Origin of the sequence: Sphingopyxis sp. NFH-91 (assembly GCF_021401285.1) — a bacterium.
GTDB lineage: Bacteria > Pseudomonadota > Alphaproteobacteria > Sphingomonadales > Sphingomonadaceae > Sphingopyxis > Sphingopyxis terrae_A.
The window spans coordinates 38,837-60,947 of sequence record NZ_JACBGA010000005.1; the positions used below are offsets into that span (position 1 = coordinate 38,837).

The 22,111-nt window shown below is 66.0% G+C and carries 18 protein-coding genes; 10 read left to right on the forward strand and 8 right to left on the reverse strand.

Annotated features, from left to right (window positions below; all coding sequences use genetic code 11):
• Positions 1-60: 60 nt before the first annotated feature.
• Positions 61-1,257: a GGDEF domain-containing phosphodiesterase gene (locus L0963_RS11975; protein ID WP_062900367.1), complete on the forward strand. Its 1,197-nt coding sequence runs from the start codon at positions 61-63 to the stop codon at positions 1,255-1,257.
• Positions 1,258-1,276: 19 nt separating this feature from the next.
• Here the strand turns inward: L0963_RS11975 and mfd are convergent, their stop codons facing one another.
• Both mfd and L0963_RS11985 read right to left on the reverse strand, forming a co-directional pair.
• Positions 1,277-4,771, reverse strand: a complete 3,495-nt coding sequence (mfd, locus tag L0963_RS11980; RefSeq protein ID WP_234179751.1) for a transcription-repair coupling factor — start codon at positions 4,769-4,771, stop codon at positions 1,277-1,279.
• Positions 4,768-5,028, reverse strand: a complete 261-nt coding sequence (locus L0963_RS11985) for a succinate dehydrogenase assembly factor 2 (protein ID WP_062900365.1) — start codon at positions 5,026-5,028, stop codon at positions 4,768-4,770. Before L0963_RS11985 ends, mfd begins: the two co-directional genes overlap by 4 nt.
• A 206-nt stretch (positions 5,029-5,234) precedes the next feature.
• Here L0963_RS11985 and recG point away from each other — a divergent pair, with 206 nt between their 5' ends.
• On the forward strand, positions 5,235-7,301 hold the full coding sequence (gene recG / locus L0963_RS11990; protein ID WP_234179753.1) for an ATP-dependent DNA helicase RecG: 2,067 nt from the start codon (positions 5,235-5,237) through the stop codon (positions 7,299-7,301).
• Positions 7,302-7,409: 108 nt separating this feature from the next.
• On the opposite strand, the gene L0963_RS11995 is transcribed toward recG, so the two are convergent.
• Both L0963_RS11995 and tyrS read right to left on the reverse strand, forming a co-directional pair.
• On the reverse strand, positions 7,410-7,751 hold the full coding sequence (locus L0963_RS11995; protein ID WP_003039557.1) for a PilZ domain-containing protein: 342 nt from the start codon (positions 7,749-7,751) through the stop codon (positions 7,410-7,412).
• Positions 7,752-7,827: 76 nt separating this feature from the next.
• Positions 7,828-9,054: a tyrosine--tRNA ligase gene (gene tyrS / locus L0963_RS12000; RefSeq protein WP_234179755.1), complete on the reverse strand. Its 1,227-nt coding sequence runs from the start codon at positions 9,052-9,054 to the stop codon at positions 7,828-7,830.
• A gap of 55 nt (positions 9,055-9,109) precedes the next feature.
• Between tyrS and L0963_RS12005 the strand changes: the two genes are divergently transcribed.
• From L0963_RS12005 to L0963_RS12015, 3 genes are read left to right on the forward strand one after another with little or no spacing between them, the layout of a single operon-like run.
• Positions 9,110-9,658, forward strand: a complete 549-nt coding sequence (locus tag L0963_RS12005) for a DOMON-like domain-containing protein (protein ID WP_062900362.1) — start codon at positions 9,110-9,112, stop codon at positions 9,656-9,658.
• Positions 9,659-9,660: 2 nt separating this feature from the next.
• Positions 9,661-10,866 (forward strand): exo-beta-N-acetylmuramidase NamZ family protein, encoded by a 1,206-nt coding sequence (locus L0963_RS12010; protein ID WP_234179975.1) that lies wholly within the window; start codon positions 9,661-9,663, stop codon positions 10,864-10,866.
• Positions 10,867-10,870: 4 nt separating this feature from the next.
• The gene (locus tag L0963_RS12015) at positions 10,871-12,121 is read left to right on the forward strand and encodes a M24 family metallopeptidase (protein WP_217372477.1); all 1,251 of its coding nucleotides are present in this window, start codon (positions 10,871-10,873) and stop codon (positions 12,119-12,121) included.
• Here the strand turns inward: L0963_RS12015 and L0963_RS12020 are convergent.
• The 4 genes from L0963_RS12020 to L0963_RS12035 form a co-directional block, all read right to left on the reverse strand.
• On the reverse strand, positions 12,106-12,966 hold the full coding sequence (locus L0963_RS12020) for a DUF817 domain-containing protein (protein ID WP_186402417.1): 861 nt from the start codon (positions 12,964-12,966) through the stop codon (positions 12,106-12,108). The genes L0963_RS12015 and L0963_RS12020 overlap by 16 nt on opposite strands.
• Positions 12,959-13,765 carry a lipid II flippase Amj family protein gene (locus L0963_RS12025; RefSeq protein WP_082819764.1) on the reverse strand — a complete coding sequence of 269 codons (807 nt, stop codon included), beginning with the start codon at positions 13,763-13,765 and terminating at the stop codon, positions 12,959-12,961. The genes L0963_RS12020 and L0963_RS12025 overlap by 8 nt, the downstream gene beginning before the upstream one ends.
• Positions 13,766-13,882: 117 nt before the next feature.
• Entirely contained in the window at positions 13,883-15,061 is a 1,179-nt protein-coding gene (locus L0963_RS12030; RefSeq protein ID WP_186402416.1) for a vWA domain-containing protein, read from the reverse strand.
• A 63-nt stretch (positions 15,062-15,124) separates the two neighbouring features.
• Positions 15,125-16,204 (reverse strand): DUF2332 domain-containing protein, encoded by a 1,080-nt coding sequence (locus L0963_RS12035; protein ID WP_234179757.1) that lies wholly within the window; start codon positions 16,202-16,204, stop codon positions 15,125-15,127.
• 39 nt (positions 16,205-16,243) lie between these two features.
• On the opposite strand from L0963_RS12035, the gene hisG reads away from it, so the two are divergent.
• The 5 genes from hisG to L0963_RS12060 all read left to right on the forward strand — a co-directional run bounded on the left by hisG (position 16,244) and on the right by L0963_RS12060 (position 22,032).
• Entirely contained in the window at positions 16,244-16,900 is a 657-nt protein-coding gene (gene hisG / locus L0963_RS12040) for an ATP phosphoribosyltransferase (protein WP_186402414.1), read from the forward strand.
• A complete protein-coding gene (gene hisD / locus L0963_RS12045; RefSeq protein WP_186402413.1) occupies positions 16,887-18,179 on the forward strand; it encodes a histidinol dehydrogenase in 1,293 nt (430 codons plus the stop codon). The genes hisG and hisD overlap by 14 nt, the downstream gene beginning before the upstream one ends.
• An 11-nt stretch (positions 18,180-18,190) precedes the next feature.
• Complete coding sequence (gene nusB, locus L0963_RS12050; protein WP_062900355.1) at positions 18,191-18,640, forward strand: transcription antitermination factor NusB; 450 nt, start codon at positions 18,191-18,193, stop codon at positions 18,638-18,640.
• A 181-nt stretch (positions 18,641-18,821) separates the two neighbouring features.
• Positions 18,822-19,754, forward strand: coding sequence for a thiamine-phosphate kinase (gene thiL, locus L0963_RS12055; protein ID WP_234179759.1), 933 nt, complete (start codon positions 18,822-18,824; stop codon positions 19,752-19,754).
• Positions 19,755-19,929: 175 nt separating this feature from the next.
• Positions 19,930-22,032 carry a sodium-translocating pyrophosphatase gene (locus tag L0963_RS12060; RefSeq protein ID WP_003039517.1) on the forward strand — a complete coding sequence of 701 codons (2,103 nt, stop codon included), beginning with the start codon at positions 19,930-19,932 and terminating at the stop codon, positions 22,030-22,032.
• Positions 22,033-22,111 lie beyond the last annotated feature (79 nt).

Consider the following 22,111-nt stretch of genomic DNA (forward strand, 5'->3'; position numbering starts at 1 on the left):
CGCCTGAATGATGGTGCAAAAGGGAAGAGATTGGCAAGCAAAGCCTGCTAGGGGGCGCCAATGAATCGCACAGTTGACACGAACGCACAAAGCGTTCGGCACCTTGAAAATCTCCACGGTCGGCACGGCGCCGACGCGGGCGTCATTCTGGTCCAGGTCGACCAGCTCGCCCGAATCAACCATAGCGCCGGTACCGAGACCGGAAACGCGCTGCTCGACGAAGTCGCGCGCCGGCTCGAAACCTTTGCCGCTGACGAATTCGGTCATGGCTCGTTCGTCGGCCGGCTCGAGGGGCCGCGCTTCCTGATCGTGCCTGCGGTCCCCTTATCGCTCGGAGCGCTGCGCGCGCAGGAGCGGGCTTTGCACGTCGCGCTGGCCGAACCGATGGTCGGCGATCCGAATGGCCGGCTTGCGATTCGCATCGTTACGGCGCTGATCACGCGCGACGAGCCCGTCGAGGAGCAGCTTCGCGCCGCTGCCGACCAGCTCGCACGTCCAGCATCGGCGCGCGACGGTGTGATGGTCAAGTCGGCGCTCGCCAATGACGAGGTCGCAATCTTCTATCAGCCGCAATATGAGGTCGCGACGGGAGCGATGATCGGGGTCGAGGCGCTGCTGCGCTGGCAACATCCCGAACTCGGCCTGCTCGGCGCCGGACCGCTGGTTACCGCAGCGCGCGCGGCGCGCATGGAACGCGAGCTTACCGAACATGCGCATCGCGTCGCGCTGGCCGAGATCGCCGGCTGGCCGCGGGCGCTCGGCAAGCTTCGCGTGTCGCTCAACATCACCGCCGCCGACCTCGGCGATCCCGATTTCGCCGACCGTTTCGCGGCGATGGTGAAGGCCACTGGTGTCGATCCCGACCGCCTGACGCTCGAACTCACCGAACAGGCTATGCTCAGCGATCCGGCCAGCGCAGCGGCACAGCTTGCCCAAATCCGGGCGCTTGGCTGCGCAATCGCGATCGACGATTTCGGAACGGGCTATTCCAGCCTGTCGCTGCTCGCCAGGCTGCCGATCGACTATCTGAAGATCGACAATGGTTTCACGCGCACGATCGACGGCAGCGACCGCGACCGCATCGTGGTGCGCGCGATCGTGGACCTTGCCCGTGCGCTTGGATTGCTCGTCGTCGCCGAAGGGGTCGAGAACGAACGCCAACTCGAGCGGCTGCGCGAACTGGGCGTTGCAACCTGGCAGGGCTTTCTGAAGTCGGGGCCGGTGCCGGGAAGCGAACTGCCGGGGCTGATGGAATAAGTCCGCAATAGCGGCCGTTCTAGCTCGCCTGCCGTGCGAGTTTCCCCAAACCTTTCGACAGTTGCAGTGCGCCGTTGAGCCGCGCGCCCGCGCTGATCCAGTCGCCGCTCACCGACAGCTTGTTGTCGGGGCGGATGCGCGCGCGACCCTTCAGCCGCTCGACATAGGCGATCAGACCGGGGACATTGGCGAACTGGTCGCCGTGGAAGCTGACGAGGGCGCCCTTGGTGCCGACGTCGAGCTTGGCGATGCCAGCCGCCCTCGCGTTCGCCTTGATCTCCATGAGCTGGATGAGGTTCGCGGTTTCGGGCGGCAGCGGGCCGAAGCGGTCGATCATCTCGGCCGCGAAACCGTCGAGCCCGGTACGGTCCTCGGCCTCGTTGAGGCGGCGATAGAGCGCCATGCGTAGCGGCAGGTCGGGTACATAATCTTCAGGGATAAGGATCGGCGCATCGACCGTGATAACGGGCGACAAGGCCTCGCGCGGCGGTGCGACGCCAGCACCTTCGGCCTTGGCGACGAGGATCGCCTCTTCGAGCATCGATTGATAGAGTTCGAATCCGACCTCGCGAATATGTCCCGACTGTTCGTCGCCGACGAGATTGCCGGCGCCGCGAATGTCGAGGTCGTGACTGGCAAGCTGGAAGCCAGCCCCCAAGGTGTCGAGATCGCCGAGCAGCTTGAGCCGCTTTTCGGCGGTGTCGGTGATCGCGCCGCCCTCGGGCGTCGTGAGGTACGCGTAGGCGCGCGTCTTCGACCGGCCGACGCGGCCGCGGAGCTGGTAAAGCTGGGCCAGGCCGAAACGGTCGGCGCGGTGCACGATCAAGGTGTTGGCGCTCGGAATGTCGAGGCCGCTTTCGACGATCGTGGTCGATACGAGCACGTCATATTTGCGATCGTAGAAGGCGCTCATGCGCTCTTCGACTTCGCCGGGCGCCATCTGGCCGTGCGCGACGACATATTTGATTTCGGGGACGCGGGTGCGCAGGAACTCCTCGATGTCGGGCAGATCCTTGATGCGCGGGGTGACGAAGAAGCTTTGGCCGCCACGGTCATGCTCGCGCAGCAGCGCTTCGCGGATCACCACCGGATCCCACGGCGCGACATAGGTGCGTACCGCCAGACGGTCGACCGGGGGCGTCTGGATGACGCTGAGTTCGCGCAGCCCCGACATCGCCATCTGCAAGGTGCGCGGGATCGGCGTCGCCGTCAGCGTCAGCACATGGACGTCGGCCTTGAGCTGCTTCAGCCGTTCCTTGTGGACGACGCCGAAACGCTGCTCCTCGTCGACGATGACGAGGCCGAGATTACGGAATTCCACCGATTTCGCGATCACCGCGTGGGTGCCTACGACGATATCGATTTGCCCGCTGGCGAGGCCGTCGCGCGTTTTCTGCGCTTCGCCCGCGGGCACGAGACGCGACAGGCGGCCGATGTTGACCGGGAAGCCTTTGAAACGCTCGACGAAGTTCGTGTAATGCTGGCGCGCGAGTAAGGTCGTCGGCACGACCACCGCGACCTGCACCCCCGCCATCGCCGCGACGAAGGCGGCGCGGAGCGCAACCTCGGTCTTGCCGAAACCGACGTCGCCGCAGACGAGCCGGTCCATCGGGCGGCCCGACGCCATATCCTCCAGCACGTCGCCGATCGCGCGGTCCTGATCGTCGGTTTCCTGGTAGGGGAAACGGTCGGCGAAAGCGGGATAAGCGGCGTCCTGCGCCAGCACTTCGCCGGGGCGGAGCGCGCGTTGCGCCGCGGTCGCGAGCAGTTCGCCAGCGATTTCGCGGATGCGCTCTTTCATCCGCGCCTTGCGGCGCTGCCATGCCTCGCCGCCGAGCTTGTCGAGCGCAACCCCGTCGCTCTCGCCTCCGTAGCGCGAGAGGACGTCCAGATTTTCAACGGGGACGTAGAGCTTGTCGCCGCCCGCATAAGTGAGCGCGACGCAATCGTGCGGGCTTTTCCCGACCGGGATCGACGTCAGCCCTTCGTAGCGGCCGATGCCATGATCGAGGTGGACGACGAGATCGCCGACGCTGAGCGTCGCGAGTTCGGCGAGGAAGGCGTCGGCGCTTTTGCGGCGCTTTTGACGACGTACCAGCCTTTCGCCGAGAATATCCTGCTCGGTGAGCAGGCTGATCGCGTCGCTCGCGAAGCCGTGGTCGAGCGGAAGAACGACCATTGCGGTCGCGCCGCCGGCATCGGCCGAAGCGGTGCCGAGTGCTTCCTGCCAGCCGTCGGCGGAGGCAAGCGCGCTGACGCCATGGTCCCTGAGCAGCCCCGACAAGCGATCGCGCGCGCCCACCGAATAGCTGGCGATAATCGTCCGGCGGCCCTTGCGGCGTTCGTCCGACAGATGGTCGGCGACCTTGTCATAGACGTTGAGGTCCGCCGCGCGCTCGGGCGTGAAATCGCGGGCGGCAAAGCTTTCGAGATCGATGACGTTCGGCGCGGGCGGGACATCGAAGGGGGAGACGACATGCACCGGCCGGTCGCGCTCGGCAGCCGCCCACTCGCTCGAGGTCAGGTAAAGCGTGTCGGGGGCGAGCGGGCGATAGCTGCCCGCCTGCTCGCGCTCGGCCGCGACGCGGTTTGCATGATAGTCGGTGATCGCATCGAAGCGCGTCTCCGCCGTCGCGTCGGTGCGGTGGCCGCGCAGCACCGGGGTTGCGGGGTCGATATGGTCGAACAGTGTCGCCAGCCGTTCCTCGAACAGCGGCAGCCAATGGTCCATCCCCGCCTGCCGCCGGCCCTCGCTGACCGCCTGATAGAGCGGATCGCCGGTTGCCTGCGCGCCGAACATCTCGCGGTAGCTCGACCGGAAGCGCTTGATCGTGTCCTGATCGAGCAGCGTTTCGGCCGCAGGAAGCAGTTGCAGCGACTTGGCGGGGCCAAGACTGCGCTGGTCGGCGGGATCGAAGCGGCGAATACTCTCGATCTCGTCGCCAAAGAAGTCGACGCGCAGCCCCGCGTCCTCGCCGGCGGGGAAAAGGTCGACGAGGCTGCCGCGCACCGCGAATTCGCCCTGATCGGCGACGGTATCGACGCGGTTGAACCCGTTGGCGACGAGCAGTTCGGCAAGCGCGTCGCGATCGATCCGCTGCCCCGGTGCGAGCGTGGTCGCGAGCTGGCGGATGCGGAAGGGCGTGAGGGTGCGCTGGGTGATCGCGGCGACGGTGGTCAGGATCAGTTCGCCGCGCTTCGGCGGCGCCTGCAGCGCCGACAGCGTGGCGAGCCGGTCGGCGCTGACGCGCATCGACGGCCCGGCGCGGTCATAGGGCAGGCAGTCCCAGGCGGGAAAGCGATGGATGACAAGGTCGGGCGCAAAGAAAGGCGCGGCATCGGCGACCGCCTGCATCGCGGTATCGTCGGTCGCGACATAGACGAGCCGCTTGTCGCTGGCGCGCGCCAGATCGGCGAGCAACAGCGGCAGGAAGCCGTCCGCGGTGCGCGCGAGCGTCAGCGGTGCCGACGCCGACGTGATGGCGGCGAAAATGTCGGCGGAGGGACGGGTCATGGCAGCGGAATATAGTCCAGCCGGCGCATCGCGGCGATCATTGCCGGTCGGTCGAGATGCGCGGGCGGGTGCCCGGTGCCGAGCGCCCACGCCATGATGTCGACGTCATCTTCTTCGACGACGGCTTCGAACCACGCGATTTCGTCTTCGCCCCACGCCGCCGCATAGCGATCGAAGAAGCCGCCGATCATATAGTCGGCCTCGCGCGTGCCGCGGTGCCAGGCACGGAATTTCAGGCGTTTGAGGCGGTCTTGCATGGCGGGCCTTTTAATCGCGCAAGCGATGAAGTGAAAACGGACATCGCCCCCACTCACCGTTCGCCCTGAGCTTGTCGAAGGGCTGTTCTCTCTTTCCGCCGCTGGAAATAAGGGCGGTGCTTCGACAAGCTCAGCACAAACGGAAGAGAGGTTGGGTTTCCTTCGCTCGACACGAACGGAAAGACGAGGCTAGACACGCCCTAGCCATGCGACCCGAAATCCTCAACCCGCTCTTTGCCGCGCTGACCGACCTCAAGGGTGTCGGTCCGCAGCTTGCCAAGCCGCTGACGCGGCTGGGGCTCGAGCGCGTTGTCGATGTGCTGTTCCATCTGCCGACCGGCCTGATTTCGCGCGTGCCCGTCGACCGGCTCGATCAGGCGCAGGCGGGACAGACGATCATCGTCGATCTGACCGCGCAGGATTACCGCCCCGGCCGATCGCCGCGGGCGCCGTTCGGGGTCGAGGCGTTCGACGCGTCGGGCGACCATGTGCGGCTGGTCTATTTCGGGCGAACGTCGGGTCTGGCGCGCAAACTGTTCCCCCTGGGGGAGAAGCGCCGGGTGTCGGGGCGGCTCGATCTTTATGGCGATATGCGCCAGATCGTGCACCCCGACCATGTCGCCGAACCGGGGGACGAAGCCGGGATTGCGGAACATGAACCCGTCTATCCGCTGACCGAAGGGCTGACCAATGCGCGGCTGTTGCAGCTGGCGGCGGTGGCGCTCGAGCGGCGACCCGAACTTGCCGAATGGATCGACGCGCCGCTGCTGGCGAGCCGCAACTGGCCCGCGTGGCGCGATGCGATGGAACGCGCCCACGCCAGCCCGCGCGACGAAGCGGCGCGCGACCGGCTCGCCTACGACGAAATATTCGCCAGTCAGGTCGCGCTGATGCTGATCCGGCAGGGATTGCGCAATCGGCGGGGGAGGGCGGTGCGCGGCGACGGGCGATTGGTCGATGCGCTAAGGCTGCCGTTTGGCCTGACCGGCGCGCAGGAGCGCGTCGGGCGCGAGATCGCCGGCGACATGGCGCAGGACACGCCGATGCTGCGCATGCTGCAGGGCGATGTCGGATCGGGCAAGACGCTTGTCGCGCTGCGCGCGATGCTGGCGGCGGTAGAAGCGGGAACGCAGGCGGCGCTGCTCGCGCCGACCGAGATTCTGGCCCGCCAGCATTATGCGACCTTGCAATCAATGCTCGCCGGGCTGCCCGTCAATCTCGCCATCCTGACCGGCCGCGACAAGGGACGGGCGCGCGAATCGACGCTGATGGGGCTTGCCGACGGCAGCATCGACATATTGGTCGGAACGCATGCGATCTTTCAGGACGCGGTAAACTACCGTGATCTGTCGCTCGTCGTGGTCGACGAACAGCATCGTTTCGGCGTGGCCCAGCGACTGATGCTGACGAACAAGGCGGCGCGTCCGCCGCATCTGCTGGTCATGACCGCCACGCCGATCCCCCGCACGCTGCTGCTCGCCAACCATGGCGAGATGGACGTGTCGCGGCTCGACGAAATGCCGCCCGGGCGGACGCCCGTCGATACGCGCGTCGTGTCGGTCGACCGGCTCGACGAAGTGATCGACGGCCTGGCCCGGCATCTGGCGAGCGGCGCGCAGGCCTATTGGGTGTGCCCGCTGGTGGCCGAGAGCGAGGCGAGCGAACTGGCCGCGGCCGAAGATCGCGCCGCGCTGCTCCGCGCCCGGTTCGGCGAGGCGCGCGTCGGGCTGGTCCATGGCCGCATGAAAGGGCCGGACAAGGATGACGTCATGGCACGGTTCGAGGCGGGCGAGATCGGCGTTCTCGTTGCGACGACGGTGATCGAGGTCGGGGTCAATGTCCCCGCCGCCAGCCTGATGATCGTCGAGCATGCGGACCGCTTCGGGCTGGCCCAGCTCCACCAGCTCCGCGGCCGCGTCGGACGCGGAACGGCGAAATCGGTGTGCCTGCTGCTGCGATCGCAGACTCTGTCCGAAACGGCGCGCGAGCGGCTCGCGTTGATGCGCGACACGAACGATGGCTTCGTGATCGCCGAAAAGGATCTGGAGCTGCGCGGCGGCGGCGAATTGCTCGGGCTCAAGCAGTCGGGCGACGCCGATTATCGTTTGGCGACGCCCGAACAGCTCGTTCGCCTCTTGCCGGTGGCGCATGACGATGCGCGGCTGTTCGTCGAACGCGACGGCGGAATGGAAGGCGCGCGCGGCGAAGCGGTGCGGCTTTGCCTGTATCTGTTCGAGCGCGATGCGGCGGTGCCGCTGCTGCGGAGTGGGTGAGCAAGCGTCGCCCCCGCGCAGGCGGGGGCCGCTGGCAGTTTACGCAACGACGGAGAGACAGGTCTCCAACGGCCCCCGCCTGCGAGGGGGCGCCGCGATCGGGAAGCGCTAGTTTACGTCGCCGCGGGCGCCCATGGCGCGGATCATCGGCAGATAATCTTCGGCGGTGATCGATTTTTCGAACTGCACACCGGTCTTGCCGCCGAGCGACCAGACGACCTTTGCCGCCGTGCGGCCGATGATGGGCATGCGGAACACGACCAGATCGCCTGGCTCCAGCCCGCGTTCGTATCGCATCAGCAAGCCGTCGGCGCTGATGTTGACGCAGGTGCACATTTCCTGCCGCCCGTCGGGCAGCACGAAGGGCAGGCGACAGTAAACGTCGCTGCGCGGAGCAATTCGCTGGTCGAGCCCGACATAGTGGGCTTTGCTCGTGTCAATCTTACGCATACGTCCCGGACCTTTGTGGTTTGCCGGAGAAGATCATCGCGATTGCTGAAGAATCCGTAAACGCTTTTTTGCGGATTCAGCGCGTGACGAGCCCGTGCTTCTTTGTCCCCAGGCTGACCGGCACGTCGTTTTCGCCGGGCACGACCAGATAATGCGGGTCGCGGATCACCGTGCCGTCGACCTTCACCGCCCCCTCGTCGAGCTTTCGGCGCGCCTCCTTGTTCGACGCCGCAAAACCCATTTCGCGCAGCGCGTTCAGGATGCCGATCCCTTCGGCCGGGGCCGAAACGCGCGGCAGGTCGCCGCCGATGTGGCCCTTTTCAAAGGTTTGCGTCGCGGTTTCCGCCGCAGCCTTCGCCGCATCGGCGCCGCGGCACAGCGCGGTCGCTTCGTTGGCGAGGATCTTTTTCGCTTCATTGATCTCGGCGCCTTCGAGCGCTTCGAGCCGCGCGATCTCGGCAAGCGGAAGGTCGGTGAACAGCTTCAGGAAGCGGCCGACGTCGCGGTCGTCGCAGTTGCGCCAATATTGCCAATAGTCAAAATGGGACAGTTGAGCGGCATTTAACCAGACGGCGCCGGCGGCGGTTTTGCCCATTTTGGCGCCCGCGGCGGTGGTCAGCAGCGGAGTCGTCAGCCCGAAGAGCTCGGCTCCGTCCATGCGACGACCGAGTTCCATGCCGTTGACGATATTGCCCCACTGGTCCGATCCGCCCATCTGGAGCCGCACGCCCATCGCCTTCGACAGATGGCGGAAGTCGTACCCCTGAAGGATCATGTAATTGAATTCGAGGAAGGTCATCGGCTGTTCGCGTTCGAGGCGCAGCTTGACCGAATCGAAGGTCAGCATGCGATTGATCGTGAAATGCGTGCCGACTTCCTGAAGCATCTCGATATAACCGAGCTTGCCCAGCCAGTCCTGATTGTCGACCATCACCGCGTCGGTCGGGCCGTCGCCGAAGATCAGAAAGGGTTCGAAGATCGTGCGGATCGATGCGATGTTCGCGGCGATCGTTTCGTCCGACAGCATCTTGCGGCTCTCGTCGCGCCCCGTGGGATCGCCGATCCGCGTCGTCCCGCCGCCCATCAGCACGACCGGCTTGTGCCCCGTCTGCTGCAGGCGGCGCAGCATCATGATCTGGACGAGACTTCCGACATGCAGGCTGGGCGCCGTCGCGTCGAAGCCGATATATCCCGGGACGACCTGTTTGGCGGCAAGCGCATCGAGCCCTTCCGCGTCGGTCATCTGATGGATATAGCCTCGCTCGTCGAGCAGGCGCAGCAGGTCGGATTTATAGTTCGTCATGGCGGCCTCATTGAAAGCGGGGGGCGCTTAGCATGGGGTTTGCGATTTGGATAGCATGCGCACACAGCTGATCTGCCACCCCGGGACGCCCGCGAAAGCGGTGCGCGCGGTGTGGGCTGAGGTGGCGCTGTCGTTCGAAGACGGTTTTTCGCTGCGCTTCGGGGTCGAGGGCGATATCGGCGCCTTGGTGCTGCCGCCCTGCGAAGGACAGCTCGTCATCGCCGACACGGCGACCGACGGGCTATGGCAGAGCAGCTGCTTCGAGGCGTTTCTGACCGAAGAGGGGCAGCCCGACTACACCGAGTTCAACTATGCGCCCGATGGCCGCTGGGCCTGTTATCAGTTTGACGACTATCGCTCGCTTTTGAAAAGCGACGATCTGGCGCCGTGGGACATGACGTGCGAGCGCGGCGCCGCGCTCTATATCCTGCGCATCGAACCGGGCATCTATCCCGATCGCGGCAGCAAGCTCGCGCTGTCGGCGGTGATCGAGGAACTGGACGGCACCAAAAGCTATTGGGCACTGCGGCACCCGCCCGGCAAGCCCGACTTCCATCATCCCGATTGCTTTCAACTGACGCTTGGGGCACCCGGCGCAGCATGACCGTGACATTTGGCATCGACCGCCTGCTCGCCGATCCGGCGCTTCGCAAACCGCTCGAGGGGCGCCGCGTCGCGCTGCTCGCGCATCCCGCGTCGGTTACGGCTGACCTGACGCACAGCATCGACGCGCTGGTCGCGGCGGGGGTGAATGTCACCGCGGTGTTCGGGCCGCAACATGGTGTGCGCGGCGACCTGCAGGACAATATGATGGAGTCGCCCGACTTCACCGATCCGACCTACGGCATGCCGGTGTTCAGCCTCTACGGCGAAGTGCGGCGGCCGACCGGGCAGGCGATGCACACGTTCGACGTGATGCTCGTCGATCTTCAGGATCTGGGTTGCCGCATCTACACCTATGTCACCACCTTGCTCTACATCCTCGAGGCAGCGGCGGCGCACGGCAAGGCGGTATGGGTGCTCGACCGGCCCAATCCCGCGGGGCGCCCGGTCGAAGGCACGCTGCTGCGCGCCGGGTGGGAAAGCTTCGTCGGTGCGGGGCCGATGGCGATGCGCCACGGGTTGACGCTGGGCGAAATGGGGCACTGGTTCCTTCGCCACTTCGGCCTCGACGTCGACTATCGTGTCATCGCGATGGAGGGGTGGCAGCCCGATGGTCAGGGTTTCGGCTGGCCCGCTGACCGCGCTTGGATCAACCCCAGTCCCAATGCGCCGAACGTCAACATGGCGCGCGCCTATGCCGGGACGGTGATGGTCGAGGGCGCGACGCTCAGCGAGGGGCGGGGGACGACGCGCCCGCTCGAACTCTTCGGCGCGCCCGACATCGATGCGCGGGCGGTGATCGCCGAGATGCACCGGCTCGCCCCCGAATGGCTGACGGGCTGCAAACTGCGCGACATCTGGTTCGAGCCGACCTTTCACAAGCATAAGGGACAGCTCAACAGCGGCATCCATATCCACGCTGACGGGCCGTGGTACGACCATGCGACGTTCCGCCCGTGGCGCGTGCAGGCGCTGGGCTTCAAGGCGATCCGCGCGCTCTATCCCGATTATCCGATCTGGCGCGGCAAGGATTTCAAATATGAATATACCGACGATGTGCTTGCGATCGACGTGATCAACGGCGGGTCCGACTTGCGCCTGTGGGTCGATGATGCGGCGGCAGCGCCGGGCGACCTCGACGCGCTGGCGCTGCCCGACGAGGCGGCGTGGCGTGACGAGATTGCGGATTTGCTGATTTACCAGGGATAAGGGGATGGCGATGCAGCGGCGGCAATTTCTGGGTACGGCGGCGCTGACCGGATTGGCGGCGAGTGTGCCGATTTCCGCGCTCGCTGCCGACACCGCGGGCCTCCCCAACCTCGCGGCAAAGGCCGTCCCGATCGGTGCCGACGAACGCAAGACGCGGATCGCGAAGGCGGCGGCGCTGCTGCGCGCGAACGATATCGGCGCGCTGCTGATCGAGCCGGGGTCGAGCCTCATCTATTTCACCGGGGTCGAATGGTGGCGGAGCGAGCGGCTGACGGCCGCGGTGCTGACGCGCGAGGGCGAGGTGGCGATCGTCACGCCCTTCTTCGAGGAACCGTCGGTGCGCGAAAGCCTGGGCGTTCCGGCCGATGTGCTGACCTGGAACGAGGATGAAAATCCGCTGCGCTTCGTTTCAGACTGGCTGGCGAAGCGCGGACTTGCCAAGGGCAGGATCGGCGTCGAGGAGACGGTGCGCTATTTCGCGGTCGACGCGCTGCAAAAGGCAATGCCGGAGGCGCGCGTGGTCAATGGTGCGCCGGTCGTGCGCGGTTGCCGCATGATCAAGTCGGCGGCCGAACTCGCGCTGATGCAGGTCGCGAGCGACATAACCATCGCTGCCTATCGCCACACCGCGCCGCGGATCGAGGCGGGGATGGCCCCGGCCGACATTGGCGCGATCATGCGCGCCGCGACGCGTGCGCTGGGCGGCAACAGCGAATTCGAGCTGATCCTGCTCGGCGAAGCGAGCGCCTATCCGCACGGATCGGGCAAGCCGCAGGCGGTGAAGGCGGGCGAGGTGGTGCTGATGGACTGCGGCGCGACCGTGCACGGCTATCAGTCCGACATCTCGCGCAGCTTCGTCTACGGCAAGGCAAGCCCGCGCCAGCGGCAGGTGTGGGACGAAATGCGCAAGGGGCAGGACGTCGCCTTCGCCGCGGCGCAAATCGGTGCGGCGGCGGGAACGGTCGACGATGCGGTGCGCGCCTATTACCAGAAGCTCGGCTGGGGGCCGGGCTATCGCCTGCCCGGCACGTCGCATCGCACCGGCCACGGGATCGGCCTCGACGGACATGAGCCGGTCAATCTGGTGCGCGGCGAAACCACGAAGCTGGCGGCGGGCATGTGCTTTTCGAACGAACCCGGCATCTATATTCCCGGCGAGTTCGGTATCCGGCTGGAAGATTGCTTTCACATGACCGACAGCGGCCCGAAATGGTTCAGCGAGCCGCCGCCCTCGATCGATCAGCCGTTTGGTTGATCCGGCCCCTTCGGTTGCTGCACCAGACTGACCAGCACGAAGCTGATGATCATCAGCAGATACCAGCTGCCCAGCTTCTCGAACCCCACCATGTGCCAGCCATCGGCCTGGCTGGGATAGGTCCAGGCGCGCGCGAAGGTGCCGATATTCTCCGCAAACCAGATGAACAGCGCGACAAGGCCCCAGCCGACGAGCAGCGGCATGCGGCGGTGGATGTGGAGCGGGCGGAACCACACCTGACAACGCCAGAAGAGAAGCGCGGTGACGGCGAACAAAAGCCAGCGGATGTCGGGCAGCCAGTGGTGCGCGAAGAAGTTGACATAGATCGCGGCCGCAAGCGCGTAACTCGTCCACATCGGCGGATAGCCGGTGTAGCGGAAATCGAAGATGCGCCAGACGCGCGCGATATAGCTGCCGACCGCGGCGTACATGAAGCCTGAAAACAGCGGTACCGCACCGATGTGGAGCAGGCTGCCTTCCGGATATTGCCATGACCCCGCGGCGGTCTTGAACAGCTCCATGACGGTGCCGACGATGTGGAAGATCAGGATAACGATCGCTTCCCGCGGTGTCTCGAGCCGGAACGCGAGCATGCCGAGCTGGGTCAGCACCGCGCCGATGGTGATCGCGTCATAGCGGTGGACCGGCGCGCTGGCGGGCCAGAATAGATGGGTGCCGAGCAAAAGCGCGAGCATCAGCGCGCCGAACAGGCACGCCCAGCCCTGTTTGAAGCCGAACACCAGAAATTCGAGAAACCAGCCGCGCGGCCCGGGCTCGACCGCCATCGCCTCCAGCCGCGTGCGGACGGCGTGAAAGCGGCTGTGCCGCATCGGCGCGTCAGACATGCACGGAAACGTAAGCGATCAGCGTCGCGGCGGGCAGCAACAGCGCCTGCGCGAGGATCGTGCCGGCGAGCCGGCTCAGCGAGATGAAGGTGATCGCGCGGCGGAAATCTCCCTCGTCGACTTTGCCCTCGACCGCGTCGTCGGTCATCACCGACAGCTGCGGGTCGATGAAGGCGAAGAGCAGGATCGTCGCGAAGCCGTTGATGAGTGCCGAAAGCTGCGAAGCGGTAACGCGGAATTCGGGGGCGAGATAGCCCGCATAAAGCGACGCGACGACGCCGACCGCGAGGAGCGATTGCGCGAGGCAGTTGGCGATCAGGACCCCCCAGCCGATCCCCTTGGGCATGCGCCAGGCTTTGAGGTGACCAAGGCTGGGCACACGAAGCGACTGGCGCATCGTGCGCAGGCCGCTCGGGCTGACCGCCTTCATCGCGAGCCGCGTCGTCGAGCGGTTGTTCTGGTACCAGCCGATCGCCGCGGCGAACATGCGCTGGCCGGTGGGAACGAGCAGGATGCCGAGCAGCGTCGCGACGCTTGCCGCCGCCAGCACCAATTGCATGTCGAGGAACAGCGAGGCGCCGCTGCCGTCATGGATGCGCGTTTCGATCCGCTTCGCGAGGAACGGCCCCAGAAAACTGTTCGAGGTGCGCGAAAAGAGCACGAGGATGTTGAACAGCGCGAACGACATCGCGATCCGCCGCGTCCGCACGCCGGCGATGCGGGCGGCATAGGCCAGCGCACCGATCAGGTTGATGAAGCCGGTGAGCAGAAGGATTGTAACGAGAGGGAGATCGATCATTCGGGACCTTGTTTCTCGTCATTGCGAGCGGAGCGAAGCAATCCAGGGCGGTTGACGCAGGCTCCGGATTGCCACGGGCCTTCGGCCCTCGCAATGACGATTAAAGAAAACCGTGGCTCAATGCTTGCGCGTCAGTTCGCGCATCGCGTCGTCGAGCCCCGCCAGTGTCAGCGGGTACATGCGGTCGTTCATCAACTGTTTGATCAGCTTCACCGACTGGGTGTAGCCCCATTGCGCCGAAGGAACGGGGTTCAGCCACACGGCGGCGGGATAGACGTGCGTCATGCGCTGCATCCACACCGCGCCCGATTCTTCGTTGAAATGTTCGACGCTGCCGCCCGGATGGGTGATTTCATAAGCGCTCATCGACGCATCGCCGACGAAGACCAGCTTGTAGTCGTGGCCATATTTGTGGAGGATATCCCACATCGGCGTGCGTTCGGACCAGCGGCGCTTGTTGTCCTTCCACACGCCCTCATAAGGGCAGTTGTGGAAATAGAAGAATTCGAGATTCTTGAATTCGCTCGTCGCGGCGCTGAACAATTCCTCGCACAGCTTGATGAACGGGTCCATCGATCCGCCGACGTCTAGGAAAAGCAGCAGCTTGACCGCATTGCGCCGTTCGGGACGCATGCGGATGTCGAGCCAGCCCTGCCGCGCGGTACCTTCGATCGTGCCCGGAATGTCGAGTTCGTCGGCCGCGCCCTCGCGCGCGAATTTGCGCAGGCGGCGCAGCGCGATCTTGATGTTGCGGGTGCCGAGTTCCTTGGTGTTGTCGAGATTGGCGAACTCGCGCTTTTCCCACACCTTCAGCGCGCGCTTGTGCTTGCTTTCGCCGCCGATCCGCACGCCTTCGGGATTATAGCCCGAATTGCCGAAGGGCGATGTGCCGCCGGTGCCGATCCACTTGTTGCCGCCCTGGTGGCGCTTCTGCTGTTCTTCGAGCCGCTTCTTCAGCGTCTCCATGATCTCGTCCCAGTCGCCGAGCGCCTTGATCGCCTCCATCTCCTCGGGCGTCAGATATTTCTCGGCAACGGCCTTCAGCCATTCCTCGGGGATGTCGACGGGGTTCTGACCGTAATCGGTGAGCAGCCCCTTGAAGACTTTATTGAAGACCTGATCGAAGCGGTCGAGCAGCCCTTCGTCCTTCACATAGATGGCGCGGCTGAGATAATAAAATTGTTCGGGACTGCGATCGATCACCTCGCGGTCGAGCGCCTCCAGCAGCATCAAATGCTCTTTCAGGCTGGCGGGAATGCCCGCGGCGCGAAGCTCGTCGAGGAAGCCGAAAAACATGCGATATGCCTATCGCGTCGCGGCGGCGCGCGCAATCACTTTACGTTTACGGAAAGTGCGGGGTTACACCAACCACTCGATCCACGCGCCATGCGGGTGCGCGCGCGCCAGCATCACCGGCGCCGCGCCGCCCGGCCAGTGACGCACGACAAGTTCGTGGCCGTGAACGGTGCGATTCGCTTCCAGCGCGACCCAGGCGAGCGGCCGGTCCGCGGTCGCTCGTGCGCCCGCCGCTTCCATCGCGGCGGTAATGCGCGCCTGTTGGTCGGCGGGGATATATTGCCAGACGATCGAGTGCATCAATAGGCGCGTCGTGCCCGCGGCCTGCGGCTTTGCCAATTCCTGTTCGACGAAATCGGCCGCGGTCATGCGCACGAGGTCGGGCGGCCGCGCTTCGGCGGCAGCAATCGCCGCCTCGATTCGCGCGAAGCGAATGGCATGTTCGGGCCAGACGAACGCTTTGAGACGTAGTGCCTGCGCCGGATCGGTCAGATCGACGGGGGCGACGTCGCATCCCTTCGCCGACACGATTTCGATCGCATGCTGCGGCGGATGGCGGCCCTGCCAGTCCGGGGTGAAGGCCATGACGCCGGGCTGGGGGCCGACCTGGACGCCGCCGAGGTCGTAATGATAACGGTCGAGCATCAGGTTGATCCCCGCGCTCGATCCGATTTCGAGGCACTCGAAACGCGCAGGAAGGCCCTGATCGGCGAGCCACAGCATTGCGGCGATGACGTTGGCCGACCGGCCCGCCTCGTTTGTCTGCGGCGGACCGTCGAGCCACGGCAGCAGCGCCGCCTCGTGCCGTCGCACCACGCCCGCCACGATGACGGCATCGTTGACGTCGTTGGCGTCGGCATAGATTGGCGCGAGATCGTCTGCGGCGCCCGAAAGGTGCAGCGCATGGAGCCCGCCGGCGGCGCGCAGCGGCAGTGCGTCGGCAAGCGCCGCGCCGGGCCAGTCGGCGATGCGGCGTGCGAAGCCGGTTTCGGGCCGGTCGAGGAGCGTTGCGACAGCGGCGACGATGCGCGCCGTGATCGGCGCTTCGGCCGCGCGGCAATAGGCGACCTGATTGGCAAAAGCGGTGCGGACGGCGTCGGGTCCGGTTTCGTTCATGTCGACGAACTTGTACCGCTCGCTCATTGCCCTTTCTCCCACTGGCGCTTATGTGCGCCCTCGCTTATGCCCGAACCGATCATCTTTGCCATCCCCAAGGGACGCATCCTCGACGAGGCGCTCCCGCTGCTCGCCCGTGTGGGCATCGAGCCGGCCGCCGACTTCTTCGACAAGAAGAGCCGCGCGCTCGTGTTCGGGACGAACCAGCCGCATATCTCGCTGATCCGCGTGCGCGCCTTCGATGTCGCGACCTTCGTGGCGCACGGCGCCGCGCAGCTCGGCATCGTGGGTTCGGACGTCGTCGACGAGTTCGACTATTCGGAGCTCTATGCGCCGGTCGACCTCGGCATCGGTCATTGCCGTCTGTCGCTCGCCGGGCCGGAGGGCAGCGCGCCGCCGGGGCTGGGCGAAAGCCATATCCGCGTCGCGACCAAATATCCCGCGACGACGCGCCGCTGGTTCGAGGGGCAGGGGATTCAGGCCGAGTGCATCAAGCTGAACGGTGCGATGGAGATTGCGCCGAAACTGGGGCTGGCTTCGCACATCGTCGACCTTGTGTCGACGGGGCGGACTCTGGTCGAAAACGCGCTCGCCGAACAGACGATCATCAGCGAGGTTTCGGCGCGGCTCGTCGTCAATCGCGCGGCGTTCAAGCTGCGTTCGGCCGAGGTGCCCGCGCTGGTCGAGAAATTCCGCGAGGCCGTCCGCGATGCGGCGGCTTGACGCCTCCGACCCCGGCTTTGCCGCCGCATTCGACGCGCTGGTCGACGACCGGCGCGAGAGTGCGTCGGACGTATCCGCCGATGTCGCGGCGATTGTCGCGCGGGTAAAGGCCGAAGGCGACGCGGCGCTGGCCGATTATACCGCGCGCTTCGATCGCTTCGACCTCGACAGCAGCGGCTGGCGCATCACCGCCGAGGACTGCGCCGCGGCCTATGCGGCGCTGGCCCCCGAATTGCGGGGCGCGCTCGACCTCGCGGCGACGCGCATCCGGGCCTATCACGCCGCGCAATTGCCCGAGGACCGCGATTATCGCGATGCCGCCGGTGCCCGGCTCGGCGCGCGCTGGCGTGCGGTCGATGCCGCGGGCGTCTATGTTCCCGGCGGCCGCGCGGCCTATCCGTCGTCGGTGCTGATGAACATCCTGCCCGCCAAGGTCGCGGGGGTCGAGCGGATCGTGATGGTCACGCCGACGCCGGGCGGCGAAACCAATCCCGTCGTGATGGCGGCGGCGCATATTGGCGGAGTCGACGAAATCTGGCGCATCGGCGGCGCGCAGGCGATCGCGGCGCTCGCCCATGGCACCGGCCGGATCGCGCCGGTCGATGTCGTCACCGGCCCCGGCAACGCCTGGGTGGCCGAGGCGAAGCGCCAGCTTTACGGCGTCGTTGGCATCGACATGGTCGCGGGGCCGAGCGAGATCGTCGTCGTCGCCGACAACCGCAACGCGCCGCACGTCATCGCCGCCGACCTGTTGAGCCAGGCCGAACATGACCCGACGAGCCAGTCGATCCTGTTCACCGACGATAGCGCCTTTGCCGATGCGGTCGCCGACGCGGTCGCCGCGATTATCCCGACGCTGAGCACCGCCGCGACGATGCAGGCGAGCTGGGCCGACAATGGCGCGATCATCGTCGTGCCGAACCTGACCGATGCGATCGCGCTCTGCGACCGGCTGGCGCCCGAACATCTGGAACTCGCGGTCGATCCCGCCGAGGCCGACGCGCTGTTCGCGCGCGTGCGCCACGCGGGCTCGGTCTTCCTTGGCCGTCAGACGCCCGAGGCGATCGGAGACTATGTCGCCGGGCCCAACCACGTTCTCCCGACTGGCCGCCGCGCCCGTTTTTCGAGCGGGCTTTCGGTCACCGATTTCATGAAACGCACCAGCTTCCTGGCGCTCGACGAAGCGAGCCTTGCGGCCATCGGACCCGCAGCGGTCGCGCTTGCGGGTGCCGAGGGACTTCCCGCGCATGCGCTGTCGGTCAGCCAGCGCCTCAACTGAAACGAAAAGCCATGAACAAACGCGCCCAATCCCGCTCCGCCGCCCGCCTTGCCGCCGTCCAGGCACTCTATCAGCACGAGATGGAAGGCACCCCGGTCGCGCAGCTGATCCATGAATTCCACCAGCACCGCATCGGCGCGATCATCGAGGACGCCGAATATGCCGAAGCCGACGTTCCCTTCTTCGACGATATCGTGAAGGGCGCGCTGGCGCGGGCGGTAGAGGTCGACGCGGCGATCACGGCGCGGTTGGCAAGCGGCTGGACCATGGACCGGCTCGACCGCACGATGAAGGCGATATTGCGCGCCGGCGCCTATGAACTGATCGCGCGCGGCGATGTGCCGGTTGGCGCGGTGGTGAGCGAATATGTCGATGTCGCCAAAGCCTTTTTCGACGGCCGCGAGGCGGGTTTTGCCAACGGCCTGCTCGATGCCATCGGCAAGGATGTGCGCGCGAAATAGAAAATCCTCCCTGCCGCGCAGCGGTGGGGAGGGGGACCGTCCGAAGTATGGTGGAGGAGCGGTAGCTTTGCGTCATGGCCCCTCCGTCAGCGCTTCGCGCTGCCACCGCCCGATGGCTTCGCCACAGGGAGGATCGATGTCTCCCTTTTATGCCGGCCCATGATCCACTAGGCTTGCCGCAATGAACGAAGCCGATTTCATCGCCCGTCTGCGTGCCATCGCGACCGATCCTGCGGCGCGCGGGCTGGCCGATGACACGGCGCTGCTCGGCGACCTTGTGCTGACGCACGACATGATCGTCGAGGGCGTCCATTTCCTGCCCGACGACACGCCGCAGGACATTGCGTGGAAACTGGTTGCGGTGAATCTGTCGGACCTTGCGGCGAAGGGCGCAGCGCCGCTCGGCGTGCTGCTCGGCTATAGCCTGTCGGGCGATGCGGCGTGGGACGCCGCCTTCGTCGCGGGGCTGGACGATGTGCTGCGCCGGTTCGACGTGCCGTTGCTCGGCGGCGACACGGTGCGCCCGCCCGCCGGCGCGCCGCGCAGTTTCGGCCTGACCGCAATCGGCCGCGCGCCCGCGACCGGAGCGCCGGCGCGCAGCGGGGTAAGGCCGGGCGATCAGATCTGGGTGACGGGGACGATCGGCAACGCGGGCGTCGGCCTCGCGATGCGGCTCGGCGAGATCGAACCGGGCGCAACCTGCATGGCCGCCTATGCCCGGCCCTTGCCGCAACTGGCGCTGGGCGCGGCGCTTGCGCCGCATGTCCATGCGATGATGGATGTTTCCGACGGCCTGCTGATCGACGCCGAGCGGATGGCGGCGGCAAGCGATTGCCAGATCGCGCTGATGCTGGAGGTGGTGCCGCTGTCGGCGGCGCTGCTCGCGGTGCGTCCCGACGTTCTCGACACGCGGCTCGCAGCGGCAACGGCAGGCGACGATTATCAATTGCTCTTCGCGGCGGACTCGGGGCAAGCCGATGCAATCCGGGCGCATGCGGCCGCCGAAGGCGTCGCCGTGACGGCGATCGGCCATGCCGCCGTCGGCGCCGGATTGCTGCTGACGCACCGGGCGCAGCGCGTCGCGCTGCCGGAGCGTCTCGGTTTCGCGCACTAGGCGCGGAAAAGGGCGAAAAAACCGGGCTTGCCAAAGGGCGAGGTTTCTTCCCATAACGCGGCGTCCAGAATTTGGGGCGGTCGCATCAGGGGAGAGAGCGAACCGGCATCAATAAGTCGGACGTTCGACAGCTATCCTGTGTCCGCCCCCTTCATTGGGGAAGGAACAGACACGCATGAATCCGGTTTTGATCGCGATAGCGTGCGGCCTATTGGCCGTGCTCTATGGGTTCATTACCTCGCGGCAGGTGCTCGGCGCCTCGGCGGGGAATGACAAGATGCAGGAAATCGCCGCCGCCATTCAGGAAGGCGCGCAGGCTTATCTGAAACGGCAATACAGCACCATCGCCATCGTCGGCGTCGTCGTCGCGGTGATCGTCGCGGGGGCACTCGGACCCGTTTCGGGGACGGGTTTCGTCATCGGCGCCGTCCTGTCCGGTGTCGCCGGATTCATCGGCATGAATATTTCGGTACGCGCGAACGTCCGTACCGCGGCCGCTGCGCAAAAGGGGCTGCAGGCCGGGCTGACGCTCGCCTTTCGCGCCGGTGCCATCACCGGCCTTCTCGTCGCCGGGCTCGCGCTGCTTGCGATTGCGGTATTTTATTGGGTGCTGACGGTCCAGATGGGCAAGACGGTGGGCGGCGATGACCGCACGGTCGTCGACGGGCTCGTCGCGCTGGCCTTCGGCGCTTCGCTGATTTCGATCTTCGCGCGTCTCGGCGGCGGCATCTTTACCAAGGCCGCCGACGTCGGCGCTGACCTGGTCGGCAAGGTCGAAGCGGGCATCCCCGAGGACGATCCTCGCAACCCCGCGGTCATCGCCGATAACGTCGGTGACAATGTCGGCGACTGCGCGGGCATGGCGGCCGACCTTTTCGAAACCTATGTCGTCACCGTCGGCGCCACCATGGTGTTGACCGCGCTGCTGCTGAAAGGGGCGGGCGATCTGCTGCCCGGCCTGATGTCGCTGCCGCTGCTGATCGGCGGGGTGTGCATCATCACCTCGATCATCGGCACCTATTTCGTCCGCCTCGGCGGCTCGAACAATGTCATGGGCGCGATGTACAAGGGCTTCCTGGTTTCGGCGATCCTCGCGGTCCCCGCGATCTGGTTTGCGACCAGCCACGCGCTGGGCGGGATGGAAACGGCGGTCACCGGCACCGACTTTACCGGGCGCGATCTTTTCTATTGCTCGCTGCTCGGTCTGGTCATCACCGGCCTGATCATCTGGATCACCGAATATTATACCGGCACGGGCTTCCGTCCGGTGCGGTCGATCGCCAAGGCCTCGGAAACGGGCCATGGCACGAACGTGATCCAGGGCCTCGCGATCAGCCTCGAAGCCACCGCGCTGCCGACGCTGGTCATCGTTGCTGGCATTATCATCGCCTATCAACTCGCGGGGCTGATCGGCATTGCCTATGCTGCGACTGCGATGCTGGCGCTCGCCGGCATGGTCGTCGCGCTCGACGCTTATGGCCCGGTGACGGACAATGCGGGCGGCATCGCCGAAATGGCGGGGCTGGACGACAGCGTGCGCGAAAAGACCGACCTGCTCGACGCCGTCGGCAACACCACCAAGGCGGTGACCAAGGGTTATGCCATCGGTTCGGCGGGCCTCGCCGCGCTGGTGCTGTTCGCGGCCTATACGACCGACCTTCGGGAATTCTTCCCGAGCCTGACGGTCAATTTCAGCCTCGAAAACCCCTATGTCATCGTCGGGCTGCTGCTCGGCGCGCTGCTTCCCTATCTGTTCGGTGCGATGGGCATGACCGCCGTCGGCCGCGCGGCGGGGGACGTGGTGAAGGATGTGCGCGATCAGTTCGCGGGCGATCCCGGCATCATGGCGGGCACGTCGAAGCCGAACTATGCGCGCACGGTCGACCTCGTGACCAAGGCAGCGATCAAGGAGATGATCATTCCCTCGCTGCTGCCGGTGCTGGCGCCGATCGTCGTCTATTTCGTGATCTCGGCGGTTGCGGGTCAGGAGAACGGCTTTGCCGCGCTCGGCGCCCTGCTGCTCGGCGTGATCGTCGGCGGCCTGTTCGTTGCCCTCTCGATGACCTCGGGCGGCGGCGCATGGGATAATGCCAAGAAATATATCGAGGACGGCAATCATGGCGGCAAGGGCAGCGAAGCCCATAAGGCAGCCGTGACGGGCGACACCGTCGGCGATCCCTACAAGGATACCGCGGGTCCGGCCGTCAACCCGATGATCAAGATCACCAACATCGTCGCGCTGCTGCTGCTCGCGGCGCTGGCGGGACACGCGATGTAAGCATCGCATCCCTCAGGGTGAAAGAATGGCCTCGCCGGAACGATCCGGCGGGGCTTTTTCGTGGTGGCACGAGAGGGGG

What these genes read in the sequence shown, in the direction of transcription:
- L0963_RS11975 (WP_062900367.1), top strand. Translation starts at nt 61, where the DNA reads ATGAATCGCACAGTTGACACGAACGCACAAAGCGTTCGGCACCTTGAA.
- mfd (WP_234179751.1), bottom strand. Translation starts at nt 4,771, where the DNA reads ATGACCCGTCCCTCCGCCGACATTTTCGCCGCCATCACGTCGGCGTCG.
- L0963_RS11985 (WP_062900365.1), bottom strand. Translation starts at nt 5,028, where the DNA reads ATGCAAGACCGCCTCAAACGCCTGAAATTCCGTGCCTGGCACCGCGGC.
- recG (WP_234179753.1), top strand. Translation starts at nt 5,235, where the DNA reads ATGCGACCCGAAATCCTCAACCCGCTCTTTGCCGCGCTGACCGACCTC.
- L0963_RS11995 (WP_003039557.1), bottom strand. Translation starts at nt 7,751, where the DNA reads ATGCGTAAGATTGACACGAGCAAAGCCCACTATGTCGGGCTCGACCAG.
- tyrS (WP_234179755.1), bottom strand. Translation starts at nt 9,054, where the DNA reads ATGACGAACTATAAATCCGACCTGCTGCGCCTGCTCGACGAGCGAGGC.
- L0963_RS12005 (WP_062900362.1), top strand. Translation starts at nt 9,110, where the DNA reads ATGCGCACACAGCTGATCTGCCACCCCGGGACGCCCGCGAAAGCGGTG.
- L0963_RS12015 (WP_217372477.1), top strand. Translation starts at nt 10,871, where the DNA reads ATGGCGATGCAGCGGCGGCAATTTCTGGGTACGGCGGCGCTGACCGGA.
- L0963_RS12020 (WP_186402417.1), bottom strand. Translation starts at nt 12,966, where the DNA reads ATGTCTGACGCGCCGATGCGGCACAGCCGCTTTCACGCCGTCCGCACG.
- L0963_RS12025 (WP_082819764.1), bottom strand. Translation starts at nt 13,765, where the DNA reads ATGATCGATCTCCCTCTCGTTACAATCCTTCTGCTCACCGGCTTCATC.
- L0963_RS12030 (WP_186402416.1), bottom strand. Translation starts at nt 15,061, where the DNA reads ATGTTTTTCGGCTTCCTCGACGAGCTTCGCGCCGCGGGCATTCCCGCC.
- L0963_RS12035 (WP_234179757.1), bottom strand. Translation starts at nt 16,204, where the DNA reads ATGAGCGAGCGGTACAAGTTCGTCGACATGAACGAAACCGGACCCGAC.
- hisG (WP_186402414.1), top strand. Translation starts at nt 16,244, where the DNA reads ATGCCCGAACCGATCATCTTTGCCATCCCCAAGGGACGCATCCTCGAC.
- hisD (WP_186402413.1), top strand. Translation starts at nt 16,887, where the DNA reads ATGCGGCGGCTTGACGCCTCCGACCCCGGCTTTGCCGCCGCATTCGAC.
- nusB (WP_062900355.1), top strand. Translation starts at nt 18,191, where the DNA reads ATGAACAAACGCGCCCAATCCCGCTCCGCCGCCCGCCTTGCCGCCGTC.
- thiL (WP_234179759.1), top strand. Translation starts at nt 18,822, where the DNA reads ATGAACGAAGCCGATTTCATCGCCCGTCTGCGTGCCATCGCGACCGAT.
- L0963_RS12060 (WP_003039517.1), top strand. Translation starts at nt 19,930, where the DNA reads ATGAATCCGGTTTTGATCGCGATAGCGTGCGGCCTATTGGCCGTGCTC.